Annotated in this window: 14 protein-coding genes, 1 other RNA gene and 1 pseudogene; 5 read left to right on the forward strand and 11 right to left on the reverse strand. The window is 63.9% G+C overall.

What is annotated here, in order from left to right:
- Positions 1 to 135: 135 nt before the first annotated feature.
- Positions 136 to 588: pseudogene (locus tag BGP02_RS14225) on the forward strand (Fic family protein); the annotation flags it as partial.
- Positions 589 to 759: 171 nt separating this feature from the next.
- On the opposite strand, the gene ssrA reads toward BGP02_RS14225, so the two are convergent.
- The 6 genes from ssrA to BGP02_RS14255 form a co-directional block, all read right to left on the reverse strand.
- Positions 760 to 1118: a transfer-messenger RNA gene (gene ssrA, locus BGP02_RS14230) on the reverse strand.
- 30 nt (positions 1119 to 1148) lie between these two features.
- The gene (locus BGP02_RS14235) at positions 1149 to 5153 is read right to left on the reverse strand and encodes a DUF748 domain-containing protein (protein WP_286798770.1); all 4005 of its coding nucleotides are present in this window, start codon (positions 5151 to 5153) and stop codon (positions 1149 to 1151) included.
- A 111-nt stretch (positions 5154 to 5264) separates the two neighbouring features.
- A complete protein-coding gene (locus tag BGP02_RS14240) occupies positions 5265 to 5990 on the reverse strand; it encodes an HAD-IA family hydrolase (protein ID WP_286798771.1) in 726 nt (241 codons plus the stop codon).
- Between the two features lies 1 nt (position 5991).
- Positions 5992 to 6690: a bifunctional 2-polyprenyl-6-hydroxyphenol methylase/3-demethylubiquinol 3-O-methyltransferase UbiG gene (gene ubiG, locus BGP02_RS14245; protein WP_026132131.1), complete on the reverse strand. Its 699-nt coding sequence runs from the start codon at positions 6688 to 6690 to the stop codon at positions 5992 to 5994.
- Between the two features lie 217 nt (positions 6691 to 6907).
- A complete protein-coding gene (gene ald / locus BGP02_RS14250; protein WP_286798772.1) occupies positions 6908 to 8041 on the reverse strand; it encodes an alanine dehydrogenase in 1134 nt (377 codons plus the stop codon).
- A gap of 105 nt (positions 8042 to 8146) precedes the next feature.
- Positions 8147 to 9433 carry a D-amino acid dehydrogenase gene (locus tag BGP02_RS14255; protein ID WP_017234858.1) on the reverse strand — a complete coding sequence of 429 codons (1287 nt, stop codon included), beginning with the start codon at positions 9431 to 9433 and terminating at the stop codon, positions 8147 to 8149.
- A 104-nt stretch (positions 9434 to 9537) separates the two neighbouring features.
- Between BGP02_RS14255 and BGP02_RS14260 the strand changes: the two genes are divergently transcribed.
- Complete coding sequence (locus BGP02_RS14260; protein ID WP_017234859.1) at positions 9538 to 10026, forward strand: Lrp/AsnC ligand binding domain-containing protein; 489 nt, start codon at positions 9538 to 9540, stop codon at positions 10024 to 10026.
- Positions 10027 to 10092: 66 nt separating this feature from the next.
- Here the strand turns inward: BGP02_RS14260 and BGP02_RS14265 are convergent, their stop codons facing one another.
- The 5 genes from BGP02_RS14265 to BGP02_RS14285 form a co-directional block, all read right to left on the reverse strand.
- Positions 10093 to 11247, reverse strand: a complete 1155-nt coding sequence (locus BGP02_RS14265; protein WP_286798773.1) for a PA0069 family radical SAM protein — start codon at positions 11245 to 11247, stop codon at positions 10093 to 10095.
- Between the two features lie 187 nt (positions 11248 to 11434).
- Positions 11435 to 12367 carry a Rossmann-like and DUF2520 domain-containing protein gene (locus tag BGP02_RS14270; protein WP_261938813.1) on the reverse strand — a complete coding sequence of 311 codons (933 nt, stop codon included), beginning with the start codon at positions 12365 to 12367 and terminating at the stop codon, positions 11435 to 11437.
- Positions 12368 to 12376: 9 nt separating this feature from the next.
- Complete coding sequence (locus tag BGP02_RS14275) at positions 12377 to 12826, reverse strand: TM2 domain-containing protein (RefSeq protein WP_286798774.1); 450 nt, start codon at positions 12824 to 12826, stop codon at positions 12377 to 12379.
- Positions 12827 to 12835: 9 nt separating this feature from the next.
- Complete coding sequence (locus BGP02_RS14280; RefSeq protein ID WP_198288715.1) at positions 12836 to 13636, reverse strand: META and DUF4377 domain-containing protein; 801 nt, start codon at positions 13634 to 13636, stop codon at positions 12836 to 12838.
- A 196-nt stretch (positions 13637 to 13832) separates the two neighbouring features.
- Positions 13833 to 14909 (reverse strand): PQQ-dependent sugar dehydrogenase, encoded by a 1077-nt coding sequence (locus tag BGP02_RS14285; protein WP_261939890.1) that lies wholly within the window; start codon positions 14907 to 14909, stop codon positions 13833 to 13835.
- A 328-nt stretch (positions 14910 to 15237) separates the two neighbouring features.
- Here BGP02_RS14285 and rpsP point away from each other — a divergent pair, with 328 nt between their 5' ends.
- From rpsP to trmD, 3 genes are all read left to right on the forward strand, one after another.
- Entirely contained in the window at positions 15238 to 15489 is a 252-nt protein-coding gene (gene rpsP, locus BGP02_RS14290) for a 30S ribosomal protein S16 (RefSeq protein ID WP_017234865.1), read from the forward strand.
- Between the two features lie 129 nt (positions 15490 to 15618).
- On the forward strand, positions 15619 to 16269 hold the full coding sequence (gene rimM / locus BGP02_RS14295; RefSeq protein WP_232424674.1) for a ribosome maturation factor RimM: 651 nt from the start codon (positions 15619 to 15621) through the stop codon (positions 16267 to 16269).
- Between the two features lie 60 nt (positions 16270 to 16329).
- Positions 16330 to 17100 carry a tRNA (guanosine(37)-N1)-methyltransferase TrmD gene (gene trmD / locus BGP02_RS14300; RefSeq protein WP_150563103.1) on the forward strand — a complete coding sequence of 257 codons (771 nt, stop codon included), beginning with the start codon at positions 16330 to 16332 and terminating at the stop codon, positions 17098 to 17100.
- Positions 17101 to 17192 lie beyond the last annotated feature (92 nt).

Here is a 17192-nt window from a genome sequence, read left to right on the forward strand (position 1 = left end):
AATGGGCCGCACTATCACCGCATTACATGCGGCGAATAGCGTACGTTTGCGGAGATTACGGCCCATAATCTCCGCATGAAAAGCGGCGATTACACTTGTATCTGGCGGGCTGGCGACTGGCCATGTTGGCGCTACGATCTGGTTAGTCTGGCCCGCGCCGATGGCAGTCCTCAGCGCTTTTACAGTCTGTCGGCGCAAATCCAACGCGACCGCAAGGCCTACTACGACATCCTGGAGCGCACGCAGAAGCGATCGCTTGATGTCGCGGAGTGGCTCGCCTGGTTCTTCGAGACACTGCATCGTGCTGTCGATCAGGCACAGCACACACTTGACGCCGTGCTATCCAGGACTCGGTTTTGGCCGCGTTGGGCGGCAACGCCGATGAACGAGCGACAGGTGAAGGTGGTCAATCGGCTACTCGATGGCTTCGAGGGTAAGCGCACCAGCAGCAAATGGGCGGCGATTGCCAAGTGTTCACAGGACACAGCGCTACGAGACGTTACCGAATTGCTGGCCCGTGGGGTCCTGCGCAAATCGGATGCGGGTGGACGCAGCACTAGCTACGAGTTGAGCGAATCGCGAGGGTGAGGGTCGAGTCGACCCGGACAAAAACGCCTGAGGTCGGGCGAAATCGGCTGACGTGCACCGTCATCTCGACGCCTCGCGCATGTATTGGGGCGTCGCGAGCGCCTGGGGCCGGACCCTGGACGAGACCAGAAAAGAAAAAGCCCCAACTGAGATCAGTTGGGGCTTCAATATTGGTGGAGCCGGCGGGGATCGAACCCGCGTCCGCAAGTACTCTACGATCAGTTCTACATACTTAGTTCAGTCATTTGATTTAACCGTTTTGTCGCGGACGAACACGCTACGCAACAGCGATCCACTTGATTTTAGGCTCCGGCGCCGTGGCACCACCGAAGATTATCTGACGTGAATAACCTCGCTTGGTATTGCTACCCTAACCCGTCAGAGAGCTAGTGCGAGGCAGGCGCCCTTAGGCAGCCAGTGCGTACGAGTTATCGTTTGCAGTTACTAATTTTCCCATTGATTAACGAGGTGACGGGTCCTCGGTATGCCCTGATTCGCTTCGCTACCCACGTCGAAACCATGTCGGCCCCAGTGGTAACGCTGATTATGACACAAATGGCCTACTTAAGTTCAAAGTCCACCCGTGTCGTCGCCCCCTTGTCCTTGATACCGTCCGCGTTGAGCTTCGGCGCCACCACGAACATCCGATCCGACGCGATCTTGCCGTCCAGCCACGACCGTACACGCTGCGCCCGCCGATCCGCCAGCGCCCGCAGATCGTCGTCGCCCACCTTGATGTTCGTCTCCATGAGCTTTTCCATTTCGTCGTCCGGCAGCGATTTGGCAAACCCGATCATGTTGCGCGGCTTGGCAAAGTCCGCTGCCTTGTAGGCGGCCGTCAAGTACTTGCTGCGCTCCTCCGGACTTACCTTCACGGTGTCCACGTCGATGCTCTCTCCCTTGCCGACCATCGCCTTGACCTTCTGCGCCTTGATCGCGCGCTCCACCGCTACCTTGCGCAGACCGTCGGTATCCTTCGCCGGATCGACCCGGCCCTCGATATCCAGCTTCAACGCCGTGCGATCCGTCAGCGCCTTGACCAGCGTCTCCAGCCGCTTCTCGCTCTCCGGCGTCAGACGCGCGCTGCCTGGCGCGAACTCCACGTAGCCCAGCTCCTGGTCACCGCCGCCAAACGCCGACGCCAGCAAACTGAACGGCGCCGTCGCCGCCTTGACGATCAGGTTCACGAACGCCCGGAAAATCACCCCGCCAAGGCTGAACTGCGGATCGTCGAGCGAGCCGGAGATCGGGATGTCCACATCGATTTCGCCGCGCGAATTCTTCAGCAGCGATACCGCCAGACGCACCGGAAGATTGGTCGCCGTCGGGCTGTCCACATGATCCCCGAACGTCAACTGGTCGATGAAGATGTGATTGTTCGCCGTCAGCTTCGCCTGATCGAGCAGGTAGTGCACATCGACCGTGAGCTTGCCCTTGTCGATGGGGTAGCCCGCGTACTTCGTGGAGTACGGCGTGAGATTGGTCAGCTCGATGCCGTCGGCCTTGGCACTCAGATCCACGAACGCCATCGGCGCAAGCGGATTGATCTTGCCGTTGATGCCGATCGGTGAATTCCGGTTGACCTTGCCTTGCAGCGAGACCGCAGCGGGCTCGGTCGTCGCCGTGCCGAAGGCGCCGATTTGCCCACCAATATCCGTCAGGTTCGCTGTGTAGTTCGGCTTGACGAAGTTGTCCGTGAAGTTGATGTTGCCGCCTTGCAACGTGATACGCCCGATGTGGACGTCCGCAGGCAACGCCTTGCCAGCCCCGTAGCCCGGGCCGCGCTGTGCCGTCGTCTCGCCAGGCTTCTGCGCTGGCGTCTCGACGGCCGTCGGTTGTCCCGCTTCCACGGCGGACGCCGCCGCATCGAGCGGTGGCTTGGCCGTCGATCCACCGAGCGGCACGCCTTCGTTCGCACGCGTCAGCGAACGCGGTGCCGCTTCCTTGTTGCCGACCACATCGGCCAGATTCAAGCGCCCGTTCGCGTTGATGATCAAACGCGCGTAGAAGCGCGACAACGCAATGCTGCCCAACTGGACGTTAGGCTTGCCGCTGCCCACCGCCAGATTGATCTGCTGCACCGCCAGCGCATTCCAGCGCATGAAGTCATCCGTCGTGACCTTGTCGAGCAGACGCACGTTGCCCAGCGTGGCATCGCCGCGGTAGGTTGCCTGCGGGGTGTCGCCCTTCATCGCGAACGTGGCCCGCCCGTTGCTGGAGAGCAGCGCGCTCGCGATGCTCGCGTTCAATTGGTCACTCATGTACGAATCGAACGCCGCCAGATCGAGCTGCTGCGTCTTGATCTGAAGATCGGCCGCGAGCGGTTGCGGCGTGACGTGGCCCGTGGCGTTGAGCGACCCTTTCTTATTGAGCGTGCCGCTGATGTCCACCTGCAACGGCTTGCTCATGTCCTGCGACGCACCTTGCACCTTGACGTTGAGCGGTGCGAACGTCGCGTTGATCGGACGGCCTTTGACGTCGCGGTCTTCAAACCCGAGGCTGGCGTTTTCCAACGCCACCTTGCCGACAGTCCATTGCCAGCCGCCCGCGCTCGCCTGCGCGTTCGATGAAGTCGATGCGGCGGACGTCCGCCGGCCGCGCTCCGTGCCCACGCGCGCCTTTATATCTTTGCCTTTGCCTTGGTTTGCGGCGGCTTTCGGCTGGCCGTCGCCGGTCAGGGCGAGCAGGTTGATCTTGCCGTCCTTGTCGCGACGCGCCGACACCTGCAGCCCGTTGACGGTGACCTCGTCGAGCGCCGCTTGCCGCGCGCCCAGATCGAAGTGTGAGAGTTTCACTTCAGCCTTGGCCAGTTTGACCGGCGCGTCGCCCTTGAGTCCGGTCAGCCATTCGATCTTCTCGAGCGTGGCCGTGGCAGGCGCAATTTGGACGTTGGGCTGCTTGTCGGGGGCAAACGCCGCGCTGAACTTGGCCTGAGCGCCGAGCGTGCCACTCTTGAGCTCGCCCGCGAGCGCGCCTTGCGCGAAGGGCAGCAGGGCGGCGAGCGCAATCGACTGGGCCTCGAGTTCGCCGCTAGCGTTGTACGCGGGCAGGCTGAACTGGCCGTGCGCCTTGAGCGAACCGCCGCTCTGGATGCCCAGCGACGCGTCGTACGTCGCGGGGTCCTTGCCGAGCGTCGAGAACTGCTTCACGCCGATCTGGATATTCTCCAGCGCGAGGCTCGCTGGTTTCGCGCCGCGCTCGTCGGTCAAGCGCACCTTGCTGTTGACGAGCGAGACGTCGCCGACCAGCAGGTCGAGCGGCGCGGGTTCGGCAGCGGCCAACGCTTTCGCCTGGGCCGCTTCGGCCGCCGACGCCGGCGACGCAGGACGTGCCGTCTGCTCGGCCGGCACCTTCGGTGCCGCCTTGGCCGCTTCGCTCGCTTGCGGCGACGCCGCAGCCTGATCCACCGCCTTGCCCACCGCCTTGATGACCTGACGCTGCGGCAGCAGCGCCTTGGCGACGTTGATCGAGCCGTCTTTCTCCAGCGTGACCTGCTGGTCGAGACCGTCGACCCGCACACTATCGATGTGATAGACATTGCCAAGCGGCTCGACCTTGCCCAGCTTCACGTCGACTTGCTTGACCGCGACGAGCGGCGAGCCATCCGGCTCGTTGACCACGGCGTCGGACAATCCCGCCGTGCCGGTGAGCAGCACGTGATTGCCGTCCTTGTCGCGGGTGAAATGCAGCTTCAGATCGGTACTGATGGCGCCGCTCTTGATCTGCGCGGGCACGTTGACCGGCGAATACCCGAGGTACTTGGTCAGATCGAACCGGTCGAGCTTGATGTCGACCGTCGATTCCAGCGAATCGGCAAACGGCTTGGTCTGGCCCGAGATCCGTACCGGCGAGCCGTCGATGGAGGCCTGCAGCAGCGGCTGCACGAAGATGTCGGTGTCGGCCGGCAGGTTCGCGATGAACGGCACGCCGACCTGCAGATGATCGATGACGTGCTTTTCGTTCTGCACGGCGTCGTCGAAGCGCACCGTACCGTTCTTGATCTGCACGTTATTCAGCGCAAAGCGAGCGGGCTTCGACGGCTCGGGGGACGGCGGTCCCGACGTTGCGCGATCGATGATGTCCGAGAAGTTGAAGCGTTGTGGGGCCGTGCGCACGATGTTGAGCACCGGCGTGTCGACGTAAAGCTCGTCGACGACCGGTGCAAAGCGGAACAGCGAACCCCACGAGGCGTTTACGCGCAGCATGCCCACGTCCACGAATGGCTGCCCCGGCGTTTTGTCGCCGATATGGACCTGATGCAAATCGAGGCGCAGTGTGTACGGGTTGAAGCTGACGTCGCCCACGCTCACCGGTCGTTCCAGATAGGCCGAGAGCTTTTCGACGGCGTAATGCTTGACCACCGCCGGCACAGTGAAATAACCGATGACGCCGAACACGGCGATCACCCCGGCGGTCCACAGGCTGGTCTTGCGCGCACGGCGGCGCACGTTGGGGTCGCGCCCGAGCGCGCGGGCACGAACGAGACCTTGTTGCAGACGAGTGCCGTCGGCGGACGATTCCGGCGAGGCTGAAGGGGGTTTGCGATCGTTCTCTTGCTCGGCCATGCGGTCTCCCGTAAGTCGCCAGTGACGCAGGCGCCGCGCCTCTGTTGCGCGGCGAGACAGACCCGGGATCGGCTGCGGTGGCCCTGTCCCGGGCGGTAATGACCCGACCCGTCAGGCCGGCAACATTACCAGCGGGGCGATCGCCCCCGCGTGTTCGACGACAGCGTCCGCCTGCCACTCGGCAGGGGTCAGCGAGTCGCCGCAATAGCCATAGGCTGCCGCGACAGTCGCCATCCCAGCCGCCTTGCCCGCCTGGATGTCGCGCAGGTCGTCGCCGACGTACACGATGCGCCCGGGCGCGATGCCCATGCACTCGGCGGCGTACAGTAGGGGGGCGGGGTGAGGCTTGCTGTGCGGCGTCGTGTCACCCGATACCACGCACGCGGCGCCCTCGGCGAGCCCGAGCAGTTTGACGAGCGGATCGGTCAGACGCGCGGCCTTGTTGGTCACGATGCCCCACGGCATGCCGCGCGCAGCCAAGGCCTCGAGCAGCGCGGGAATCCCGTCGAACAGGCGACTCCGCACGCACAAGGCGGCTTCGTAATTGGCGAGGAAGGCATCGCGCAAGGACGGGAACGCCGCATCCTCAGGGGCGACGCCGAAGGCGCTGCCGATCAGTCCGCGCGCGCCGTGCGACGCTTGCAAGCGCAGCGTCTCATAGGGACCCGGCGCCAGACCGCGGTCGGTGCGCACCTTGTTGACGGCGGCGACGAGATCGAGCGCCGTGTCGGCCAGCGTGCCGTCCAGGTCGAACAGCACGGCGCGAACGTTGCCATTGAGCAGTTGTGCATCGGCGCCGAAGGGCGTGGCGGGGACTCGGGCGGGGGGCTCGAACATATCAGGCATCGCGGGTGCACGCGATCATGTAGTTGACGTCGGTGTCGCGGTTGATCGCGTAACGCTTGCTCAGCGGGTTGTAGGTCATGCCGCGCAGATCCCGCACCGTCAGGCCGCTGGCGCGGGCGAACGACGCGAGTTCCGACGGTCGGATGAACTTGGCGTAGTCGTGCGTGCCACGCGGCAGCATGCGCAGCACGTATTCGGCGCCGACCACCGCCAGCAGCCAGGCCTTCGGGTTGCGGTTGAGCGTGGAGAAGAACACATGACCGCCCGGTTTGACGAGCGTTGCGCAGGCCGCCACGACGGATGCCGGTGACGGCACGTGTTCGAGCATCTCCATGCAGGTCACCACGTCGTACGTTCCCGCATCGCGCGCGGCGAGCGCCTCGGCGGAGATCTCTTCATAGTCGATGGACAGGCCGGCTTCGAGGCTGTGCAGATCGGCCACGCCGAGCGCCTTTTTCGACAGGTCGATTCCCTTGACGTGTGCGCCCTGGCGCGCCATCGATTCGGAGAGAATGCCGCCGCCGCAGCCGATGTCCAGCACGCGTTTGCCCTGGAGCGGCACATGCTGCTCGATCCAGTCGAGCCGCAGCGGGTTGATCTCGTGCAGCGGCTTGAATTCGCTGTGGGGATCCCACCAACGGTGGGCCAATTCACTGAATTTATTGAGTTCTTGCGGGTCGGCGTTCATCACTTGCTCATGGACAGGGACGGCTTGGGGACAGGCAGAATGCCGCGCGGCAGCACGTGCCTGGGTACCGGCTTGACCGGCGGGCGCCGTCGAGATGAGGCAAGTATAACGAAGGGAGTGTGCCCATGTCCAAAGCGCGAGGCGTGGCGCGGCGCCGGGTGTGAAGCGCCCCGGCGTCGCGCCGATGCATCTACGCGCCTACGCGTTCACGTCGTTGTGCCTACGCCGCAGCCGGTAAATTCGCCAGCACGGCATGCGGATCGTGATAGACCAGGCCCAGCGCGTCAGCGACACCACGATTGGTCACCCTGCCGCGCGCCACATTGAGTCCGGCAAGCAGGTGCGGATCGGCGCGCATCGCGGCGACCGGTCCATGGTCGGCCAGTTGCAGAATGAACGGCAACGTCACGTTGTTGAGCGCGAACGTGGAGGTGCGCGGCACGCCACCCGGCATATTGGCCACACAATAGTGCACGATCCCTTCCACGACGTAGACCGGATCAGCGTGCGTCGTTGCGTGAGAGGTCTCGCAACAACCGCCCTGATCGATCGCGACGTCGACGATGACAGCGCCCTTGCGCATGAGGCCGAGCATCGCGCGCGTGATGAGTTTCGGCGCCGCGGCGCCCGGAATGAGGACGCCGCCGATGACGAGATCGGCGTCGTGCACATGCGTTTCGATGGCGTGTTGCGTCGAGTAGACCGTCTGGACGTGGCCACCGAACTGCGCATTGAGGCGGCGTAACGCGTCGACCGATTTGTCGATCACCGTCACCTGCGCGCCGATGCCCACGGCCACCGTCGCGGCATTGGTGCCCACAACGCCACCGCCCAGGATCACGACTTTGCCAGCTTCCACCCCCGGTACACCGGCGAGGAGCAGACCCAGTCCGCCATGCGTCTTTTCGAGCGCGGTGGCCCCGGCCTGAATCGACATGCGTCCGGCGACCTCGGACATGGGGGCGAGCAGGGGAAGTCCGCCGTTCGCAGACGTCACCGTCTCATAGGCAATGCACGTGGCGCCGCTCTTGAGCAGGTCACGCGTCTGGTCGGGATCGGGGGCGAGATGGAGGTACGTGAAGAGTGTGTGATGGGGCTGAAGCCGGGCGCGTTCGACGGCCTGCGGCTCCTTGACCTTCACGATCAGTTCGGCGCGATCGAACACGTCGACCGCCGTTGCGGCAATGCGTGCACCGGCGGCGGCGTAGACCGTGTCGTCCATGCCGATGCCGGACCCGGCCTGGGTTTCGATCCACACTTCGTGCCCGCGGGCGACGACTTCGCGCACAGCGGCGGGCGTCATGCCGACGCGGTATTCGTGGTTCTTGATCTCCTTGGGTACACCGATTCTCATGATGCGTCTCCTTTTTTGTGATGTGACAGCAAAAAGTGACGACAGCGCATGCCAACGTTTCGGCGGCGCCAATCAAAACGGCACCCGAAGGTGCCGTCTGGAAGCTCAGGCGAAGGCCGGTTGGGCCTGCGCGTCGGGCGCGCGGCTGTAGCGCGCCACCGACAGATCGTCGGCCAGAATCGCGGGCCGCCGTCCCGACATCAGATCGGCCAGCAACTGGCCTGAGCCGCAGGACATCGTCCAGCCCAGCGTGCCGTGTCCCGTGTTCAGGAACAGATTGCGCAGGGCGGTGGCGCCCACGATCGGCGTGCCGTCGGGCGTCATCGGGCGCAGCCCCGTCCAGAACGAGGCGTCGGCCGTGTTGCCGGCGCCTGGATACAGATCGTTCACGACCATTTCCAGCGTGGCGCGGCGAGCCGGGTTGAGCGTCTTGTCGTAGCCGACCACTTCGGCCATGCCGCCGACGCGAATGCGGTCGTCGAAGCGAGTGACGGCAATCTTGTAGGTCTCGTCGAGCACGGTCGACACCGGCGCGCGCGATGCATCGGCGATGGGCACCGTAATCGAGTATCCCTTGAGCGGATACACCGGAATGTCGACCAGGCCGCGCAGGAACGGTGTGGAGTATGACCCGAGGGCGACGACGTAGGCGTCGGCGCGCTGCACCGTGCCTGCGCAGACCACGCCATCGATCTTGTCGCCGACAACGTTCAGACCGTCGATCGGCATGTCGTAGCGGAATTTCACGCCGAGTGCCTCGGCCATCGCCGCCAGACGCGTGGTGAACAACTGGCAGTCGCCGGTTTCATCGTTGGGCAGGCGCAGGCCGCCCGTAAGCTTGTGAGCGACGGCCGCCAATGCCGGCTCGGCGCTGGCAAGCGCCTGGCGGTCGAGCAACTCGAACGGCACACCGGCCTCTTCAAGCACCGCCATGTCGCGCGCGGCGTTCGCCAGTTGCTCATCGGTACGGAACAGTTGCAACGTGCCCGCCTGACGACCTTCGTAAGGAATGCCCGTCTCCGCGCGCAACGCACGGAAGCAATCGCGGCTGTACTCGGCGATCCGCACCATGCGTTCCTTGTTGACGGCATAACGCTCGGGCGTGCAATTGCGCAGCATTTGATAGAGCCACTTGAGTTGCGTGAGCGTGCCGTCCGGACGGATGGCGAGCGGGGCGTGCTTCTGGAACAACCACTTGATGGCCTTCGTCGGAATGCCCGGCGCTGCCCACGGCGAGGCGTAGCCCGGCGAAATCTGGCCGGCGTTGCCGAAGCTGGTCTCGAGCGCCGGTCCGGCTTGACGATCGAGCACCGTGACGTCGTGCCCGGCCTTCGCCAGGTAATAGGCGCTGGTGACGCCGATGACGCCGCTACCGAGAACGATGACCTTCATTGCATTGACTCCTGTAAAACCATGTTTATCCAGTAATAATTGGCATAGTATTATCTGATTAGTAGGTTTAGTTAATGTATATATTGGAAATTCAGGAATAAATAATGAGAGTCCAACAGCAATCGATCCGAACGCTGGATCGGCTCGATCGGCGCATTCTCGCGCTGCTTCAGCAAGACGGGCGGATGTCGATGAAAGACCTCGCCGAGCAGGTCGGCCTGTCGATTACGCCCTGCATCGAGCGCGTGAAACGCATGGAGCGCGACGGGGTGATCATGGGGTACTACGCCCGGGTGAATCCGGCCGCGCTGGGCGCCGCGTTGCTGGTATTCGTCGAGATCACGCTCGATCACAAGTCAGGCAACATGTTCGATCAGTTTCGGCGGGAAGTGCTGCGGATCCCGGAGGTGATGGAGTGCCATCTCATCTCGGGCGACTTCGACTATCTGATCAAGGCGCGCATTCGAGAGATGTCCGAATACCGTAAGTTGCTCGGCGACATCCTGCTGCAACTGCCGGGGGCCGTGCAGTCGAAGAGCTACGTCGTGATGGAGGAGATCAAGGAGACGCTCACCATCCACGTCGAGGAGTGAGCGCGGCGGCGGGAGGGCGGGAGAGCGTCGATAGGCTCAAGTTGCGGTTGCGTCCGGCGTCGCTTTCTAGAAGAGCGGCATTTGCGGGTCGGCCTTGTCGGTCCCGGCCTCAGGGGCTTGCGCGGCGGTTTGCCATCCGTTGGCGACGGCCGAAGTTGCCGGTGCGGGGACCTTGAACTGATCGTTACGCAGCGGTGGTCGCGCCTGATTGAGACCCAACTTGCGGGCGGCCAGATGAAAGCGCTGACGGATCAACTCCGCATGCAAACCGGTGCCGCGCATGCGCGTGCCGAATTCGGAACTGTTGTGCTTGCCGTCGCGCACCTGCTCGATCAGGCTCATGACGTGGCGTGCCCGCAGCGGGTAATGTGCTTCGAGCCACGTCACGAAAACATCGTGAACTTCGCGCGGCAGTCGCAGCATCACATAGCCCGCGTACGTTGCGCCGGCTTGCGCCGCCGTCGTCAGTACGCGTTCGATGTGGAAATCGGTGAGCGCCGGCACGATGGGCGCCACGATCACCCCGGTGGGAATACCCGCGTCCGTCAGCTTTCGGATGGCCTCGATGCGACGTGCCGGGGTATTGGCGCGCGGCTCCATCTTGCGTGCGATCTCCGCATCGAGCGTTCCCACTGAGATGAATACGCGGGCCAGACCACGCTGTGCCATTCGCGACAGGATGTCGATGTCGCGCGTGACCAGCGCGGATTTCGTGGTGATGCCGACGGGATGGCCGAAACGCTCGAGGACTTCCAGCACGCTTCGAGTGATGCCGTATTCACGTTCGATGGGCTGGTACGGGTCGGTGTTTGCGCCGAGTGCGAGCAGGGCGGGCTGATAGCCGCGCTTGCGCAACTCGGCGTCGAGGCGCTCGGCGGCGTTGTGTTTCGCGTAAAGGCGGGTTTCGAAGTCGAGCCCCGGCGACAGGCCGAGATAGGCGTGCGTGGGACGCGCAAAACAATACGCGCAGCCATGCTCGCATCCCCGATACGGGTTGATCGAACGGTCGAAGGGAATGTCCGTCGATTGATTGCGCGAGATGATCGTTCGCGCGTTTTCCAGCGCGACTTGCGTGACGAACTTGACCTCGCATTCTTGGGCCGCATCCGATTCAAGTCGGGTCTCATCGCTTTCGCGCCGGAATTCGGAAAAGCGCGATTCGAGATTGGCGGTAGCGCCTCGGCCCTTACGCGACGGGGGCGGCGCGAATGAGGAAGCCATGACTTGTCTCCTTGATGGCAGTCCGGGGCGCGAAGGCAGGTCGTTCGCGAGGAATGCTTGTCATTATACTGTGTTTTTATACAGTAAATGAGAGGCGAGCATGACGCGGAACGGACTGGCGGGCGAGGCGAGGTGGCGCGGGTGGACGGCGTCGAGCGACTGGATGGGCTGGGGACGCTGGATGTGCTTATGCGTCGCTTTCTGGGGCGGACGGCGGCAAATATGGCGCGATGGCGCGTGCGATGGCGTCGAGTGCGGCGCCGTCAGCGTTCGGGCGTTGACGGGCGAGGTGAATCGCCCGGAGCGTCAGCAGCGAATACAACGTCGCGTGATTGCCGCCCAGCGAGGCAAGCGCTTCGGTGTGGCGGGTGACGATGCCTGCGTCGCCCCGCGACACCGGGCCGGAGAGCGCGCCGGCAAGTCCGCGGTCGCGGGCGGCGGTGAGGGTACCCATGACCAGCGGCCACATGGCGTCTTGGGCGTCGGCTTCCGGCATGCCGATCGCGTGCCAGAGCTGGATAGCTTCATCGAGCAGGCACAGCAGAAAACTGGCGGCGTAATTGGCGCCGGCGTGATATCGCATCCGTTCGCCCGCCGGGATCGACAGGGCGCGGCACCCCATCGCGCTGGCAAGCGCGTGGAGCGTAGCGTTCAGCGGTGCGTCGGCTTCGATGGTGATGGCGCTGCCCGACAGGCGTATCGCGTCGTCATCGAGACCGGCAAAAAGAAACAGCGGGTGGAAGCCGCCAATTTGCGCACCGTGTCGGGTGGCGGCCGCGAGCAGACCAACCTCCGAGGCGCCGCTGCAATGCACCAGTGCCTGCCCGGCGCGCGGCGACAGATGTGCGGCGCACGTGGCGATGGCGTCGTCGGGAACGCTCAGGAAGACAAGGTCCGCGTGGGCGAAGACCGCGTTCATGTCGTTCGGCCGGTGGATTGGCAGGGCCTTACACGCCGGCAAGGCGACCGCGACGCGTTGCGCCGCATCGAGGCGTCGGCTTGCGATCGCCGTCACCTCATACCCCGCACGTGCCGCCGCGAGCGCGAGGGCGCATGCAACGCGACCGGCGCCGATGAAGCCCAGCGTCGGTCGGGAGGGGGCGACGACGAGTGTGGTCATGCTCACGCGTTACTGCGACAGGCGGTTCGGCGTGTCGTGCGTTTCGAAATAGGTCTGGAACGCCACGGCGAGACCGACCATCATCAACATCGCGCCCACGAACAGCGACACGCTCACGATGATGACGGCCATCCATCCCGAGCGCGATTTGCGCTGGGCGCTGGCGTTGAACTGGGCATCCCAGCGCTCGTCGGGCCGAAGTCCGTAAACAATCGCCGCCAGGAATGCGGAAAACAGCGAGATGGCGCCGAGAATCGTCAGGCCCCATCCGGCGGGAGACTGCAGCTCACTCGTGACCAGCAGCCCCCAACCCGCTACACCGCAGGCCGATCCCACGACATGGGCCCACCCGAAGCGGTCGCGCAGACCATACAGATAGAAACGATGCAAGCCCAGCGTGCCGAACAGCATTGCCAGGCCCGCGGTCAGGGTCTTGGATTTATAGGCGACTGCATTCATTGGGATGGGTTATCGGGCTGGCGTTTCGCGAATGACTTCGACCAGCGTCCAGCGCATGCTCGACGCATCGGCGGGCGGATTGACGACGGGTTCGCCGTGGATTTTCACGCGGTATTCTACGCCGGGCTTCCACGAGAAGCCATCGATGTGGGCGTACCAGAGTTCCCACGGCGCTTTCCCGGAATCGTCGGCGTTGCGCACGCGCAGGCACTTTCGCGGCGCGGCGCCCACGCAATCCGCCATTTGCGAATCGACGTCGACAATACGGTCTTCCGTCTTGGTGGCGCTGGCGACCGGACGATCCAGCAACGTCTGCGAGGCGTAGGTCAGGGTCTCGCCATTCGGAGTGCGCAAAATCAACTGCGTGTCGCGGCGTTCGAAACGGGTGACGCGGGGAAGCGTCGTCAGGTAGCGGGCTTCGAAGGCCATCGAGTCCGGGCAAGCCATGCGTGTGGCGGCCGGCGCCTGAAGGCTGACCTGGCCCTTGGCCGGCCCCACCGAGTACTGGCCGAAGATCCGGTTACATCCGCCGGAGCCAGAGAACGCTCCTTTGTCGTTAAAGGTCAGGTTGATGGCGCGGCTTTCCGGCAGACTTGGCAAATCGTCGACACCTTCCCACCGCATCAGTTGCCAGGTGCCGAGGATGTCGGCGGGGGCGGTGGCGGCGGCTGGCGCGCCGGGCGACGCCTGCGATGGACCGGCGCCGCCCGACGGGGCGGCGCAGCCGGCCAACATGGCCGCCGGCACGAGGAGCGTTGCCATATAGGTGGCGAACGAGGCGGGCAGGAAAGAGAGTCGGCGTTGGGTCATGATCATGTCTTGGTGGAATTGCCGAGCGTGCCGGGAGGGCACGATCAGCGAAAGTGTCGCGGCACACGGAGGCGGCGGACGCCGTGCGCAGCCCTGAGTCCATGAAAGGTTGACCGAATGCCGGTCAGTGCAGTTCCTTGCATCGTCATTGCGGTGAGATTCCCGAGTCGATGTCGGTCGTCGTCGTGCGGCCGCGTCACGGTTTCCGATAAGTAATGCGGTAGATCGCGCCGGCCTCATCGTCACTGATCAACAGTGAGCCGTCTGGTAACGTAAGGAGGTCGACAGGGCGGCCCCAGACCGACTCGTCGTCGCCCAGCCAACCTTGCGCGAAGATTTCCTGCCTGGCGACGTTGCCCTTGGCGTCGAGCACGACGCGTACGACCCGGTAGCCGACCTTGCGGCTCCGGTTCCAGGAGCCGTGCTCTGCGATGAACAGACTGCCGCGATAGTCCTTGGGGAACTGTTTGCCGGTGTAAAAGCGCACGCCGAGCGCGGCCACATGGGCGCCAAGCTTTGCCACGGGGGGCGTGAAGTCCGCACAGCGTTTCTCTCGCCCGTATTCGGGATCCGCGATGTCGCCGGCATGGCAGTAAGGGAATCCGAAGTGTTCGCCGATGCGTGTGAGGCGGTTCAGCTCGTCGTCCGGCACGTCGTCGCCGAGTTGATCGCGACCGTTATCGGTGAACCAGAGCGTGCGTGTCCTGGGTTGCCAGTCGAAGCCTACGGTGTTGCGCACGCCACGGGCGACGACCTGCCAGTCGGTGCCGTCCGGCTTCATGCTGCCGATCATCGCGAAGCGGTCGCCGTCGCGCTTGCAGACATTGCACGGTGCGCCCACGCCGACATACAGGCGCTGATCGGGGCCAAATGCGATGTACCGCCAGCCGTGGTGACTTTCGCCAGGAAGCTTGTCGTAGACGACGATCGGTTTGCCGGGATTGTCGAGCCGGCTTTCGATATTGTCGAGCTTGACGATGCGCGAGACGGCCGAGATATAGAGTGCGCCGTTGCGCAATGCCACGCCGACGGGCATGTTCAGCCCGGAGGCGATGGTCTGGACCCTGGCCGCATAGGCGCGCGACGGATCGAGTGTGATGGCATAGACAACGCCTTGTGCGAGGCTGCCGACGAACAAGGTGCCTTTCGGGCCAAGCGTCATGCCGCGGGCGCCGGGCACCCGGTCGGAGAGGACTTCGACGTGAAAGCCGGGCGGCAGGACGAGACGTTCGATGGGAAGGGCGTCGCGCGCCGTGGCGAGGCATGGGGCCATCGCCAGCGCGGCGCCGAAAAACAAACCGACCCGACGCACATGCTTCACAAGATGGATGACTCGCACGGCGACCCGCACTGGCCATTGCGGCCGAGCGGGGCGTTGCCATCCACCGGTCAATCGTTGCATGCTGGACTCGCTTCACGCACAGAATGCGTGCATTGTAGACCAGTGCCTCCCGTAGCCAACGCGGCGGTCTTGTCCCCCAATCCGGGCGCGGCTTGGCGGGGCGCCGCCGGTGTCCGGGGAAGTGTTTGTTTTGACGAGGGTTTTGCGCTATAATGTCGCGTTTTCTGTCCGAACACTTCTGGATTCACAAGGATTTATTATGGTCGTTATCCGCCTGGCTCGCGGCGGCGCGAAGAAGCGCCCGTTTTACAACATCGTTGCAACCGACTCGCGTAACCGTCGCGATGGTCGCTTCATCGAGCGTATTGGCTTCTACAACCCGGTCGCTGCCGAAGGCACGGAAGGTCTGCGTATCGCTCAAGACCGTCTGACGTACTGGCAAGGCGTTGGCGCACAACTGTCGCCGACCGTGGCTCGTCTGATCAAGCAAGGCGCCAAGGCCGCTGCCTAAGCGCTTCGGCTAGTCAAGCTATCAGCATTGCCGTCGGTTTGCCGATGGCATGAGAATTGAACGGCGGTGCCTGCTCCCGAGCGATCTGGGGCGGTCATCGCCGTGTGTTCGTCACAACGTTGGATTGGCATGGTTCGTTCCGCTCGACCCGCACGTGAGCGGGTACCGCTGAAAATCGGTGCTGAGGCGCGCCGCGCCGCCGGCATGCGTGCCGAGCAGGTGCTCGCCCCGGTGACCGAAGTGCCCGACGATCTCGTCGAGCTGGGTTACATTGGCGACGCCTACGGAATTCGTGGCTGGATCAAGGTGCAGCCGCATACGGGCGAGGGCGAAGGGCTCTTGTCCGCCGATTGTTGGTATTTTCGTCGTCCCGGTGAGTCGGCCTACACCAAGGCCAATGTACTGCACAGTCGAGGGCATTCCGGTACCGTGGTCGCGCAATTACGCGGCAGCGAAAACCGGTCGGCCGCCGAGGCGCTCAAGGGCCTTCAGGTCTGGGTGCCGCGCAGTGCGTTTCCGACCGCCGGTGAAGACGAGTTTTACTGGGTGGACCTCATTGGCGCCCAGGTAACGAATCTGCAGGACGAATCGCTGGGCAAGGTCGTCGGGTTGCTCGACAACGGCGTGCACACTGTGTTGCGTGTCGCTTACGAGGCGCCTGCCGTCGACGACAAGTCGGCGAAGACCGCTGAGCGTCTGATCCCGTTCGTCGCCAAATATGTGCAATCCGTCGATATCGAGGCGGGGCGCATTGTGGTCGACTGGGGTCTTGACTACTGAGATACCGATTGATCGCCCGGCCGCTGTGGTGTCCGGGCACCTCTGGACGGAACCGGTTTGATGCAGTTTGACGTCGTCACGCTCTTTCCCGAGATGTTTCGGGCACTGACCGACTGGGGCGTCACCAGCCGGGCGCTCAAGCAGTCGCGCTACGGTCTGCGGTTTTGGAATCCTCGCGATTTCACGCATAACAGCTACAGGACGATCGATGATCGACCGTACGGCGGCGGCCCGGGCATGGTGATGCTCGCCAAGCCGCTCGACGACGCCATCGAGGCCGCAAAGGCTGCGCAGGCGCAAGCCGGCGTACCGCGCGGCCGGGTGTTGCTGATGTCGCCGCAAGGCAAGCCACTGACGCATCGTCGTGTCGTGGAACTGCGCGAACAGGAGCAGGGGTTGATTCTGCTCTGTGGGCGCTACGAAGCCATCGATCAGCGTTTGATCGATCGCGTCGTGGACGAAGAGGTCAGTGTTGGCGATTTCGTGCTGTCGGGCGGAGAGTTGCCCGCCATGGCACTGATGGACTCGCTGATCCGGCTGCTGCCGGGGGCACTGAACGACGAGCAGTCGGCCGAGCAGGACAGTTTCGTCAATGGCCTGCTCGATTGTCCGCATTACACGCGACCCGAAGAGTACGAAGGGGTGCGCGTGCCCGACGTGCTGTTGGGCGGGCATCATGCAGAGATTGAAAAATGGCGACGCCGCGAGGCGTTGACCAATACCTGGCGCAAACGCCCCGATCTGATCGAGAGCGCACGCGCCAACGGATTGCTCAGTCGTGCCGATGAGGCATGGCTGGCAAGCCTGCGGGTCGATACGTCGGCCAAGTAGGTAGCGGGTGTCGTCATGGGGACGGCATTCGGTTTGCACCCATCCTCTGTCGGGGCCGGCATGCCGGTATATAACGCCGATACGATGGCACA

The organism is Pandoraea sp. 64-18, from assembly GCF_001899225.1.
Classification (GTDB): Bacteria; Pseudomonadota; Gammaproteobacteria; order Burkholderiales; family Burkholderiaceae; genus Pandoraea; species Pandoraea cepalis.

Excerpts from the sequence above, each read along its gene's own strand:
- BGP02_RS14235 (WP_286798770.1), bottom strand. The coding sequence starts at position 5,153 with ATGGCCGAGCAAGAGAACGATCGCAAACCCCCTTCAGCCTCGCCGGAA.
- BGP02_RS14240 (WP_286798771.1), bottom strand. The coding sequence starts at position 5,990 with ATGTTCGAGCCCCCCGCCCGAGTCCCCGCCACGCCCTTCGGCGCCGAT.
- ald (WP_286798772.1), bottom strand. The coding sequence starts at position 8,041 with ATGAGAATCGGTGTACCCAAGGAGATCAAGAACCACGAATACCGCGTC.
- BGP02_RS14255 (WP_017234858.1), bottom strand. The coding sequence starts at position 9,433 with ATGAAGGTCATCGTTCTCGGTAGCGGCGTCATCGGCGTCACCAGCGCC.
- BGP02_RS14260 (WP_017234859.1), top strand. The coding sequence starts at position 9,538 with ATGAGAGTCCAACAGCAATCGATCCGAACGCTGGATCGGCTCGATCGG.
- BGP02_RS14265 (WP_286798773.1), bottom strand. The coding sequence starts at position 11,247 with ATGGCTTCCTCATTCGCGCCGCCCCCGTCGCGTAAGGGCCGAGGCGCT.
- BGP02_RS14270 (WP_261938813.1), bottom strand. The coding sequence starts at position 12,367 with ATGACCACACTCGTCGTCGCCCCCTCCCGACCGACGCTGGGCTTCATC.
- BGP02_RS14275 (WP_286798774.1), bottom strand. The coding sequence starts at position 12,826 with ATGAATGCAGTCGCCTATAAATCCAAGACCCTGACCGCGGGCCTGGCA.
- BGP02_RS14280 (WP_198288715.1), bottom strand. The coding sequence starts at position 13,636 with ATGACCCAACGCCGACTCTCTTTCCTGCCCGCCTCGTTCGCCACCTAT.
- BGP02_RS14285 (WP_261939890.1), bottom strand. The coding sequence starts at position 14,909 with ATGGCCCCATGCCTCGCCACGGCGCGCGACGCCCTTCCCATCGAACGT.
- rpsP (WP_017234865.1), top strand. The coding sequence starts at position 15,238 with ATGGTCGTTATCCGCCTGGCTCGCGGCGGCGCGAAGAAGCGCCCGTTT.
- rimM (WP_232424674.1), top strand. The coding sequence starts at position 15,619 with ATGGTTCGTTCCGCTCGACCCGCACGTGAGCGGGTACCGCTGAAAATC.
- trmD (WP_150563103.1), top strand. The coding sequence starts at position 16,330 with ATGCAGTTTGACGTCGTCACGCTCTTTCCCGAGATGTTTCGGGCACTG.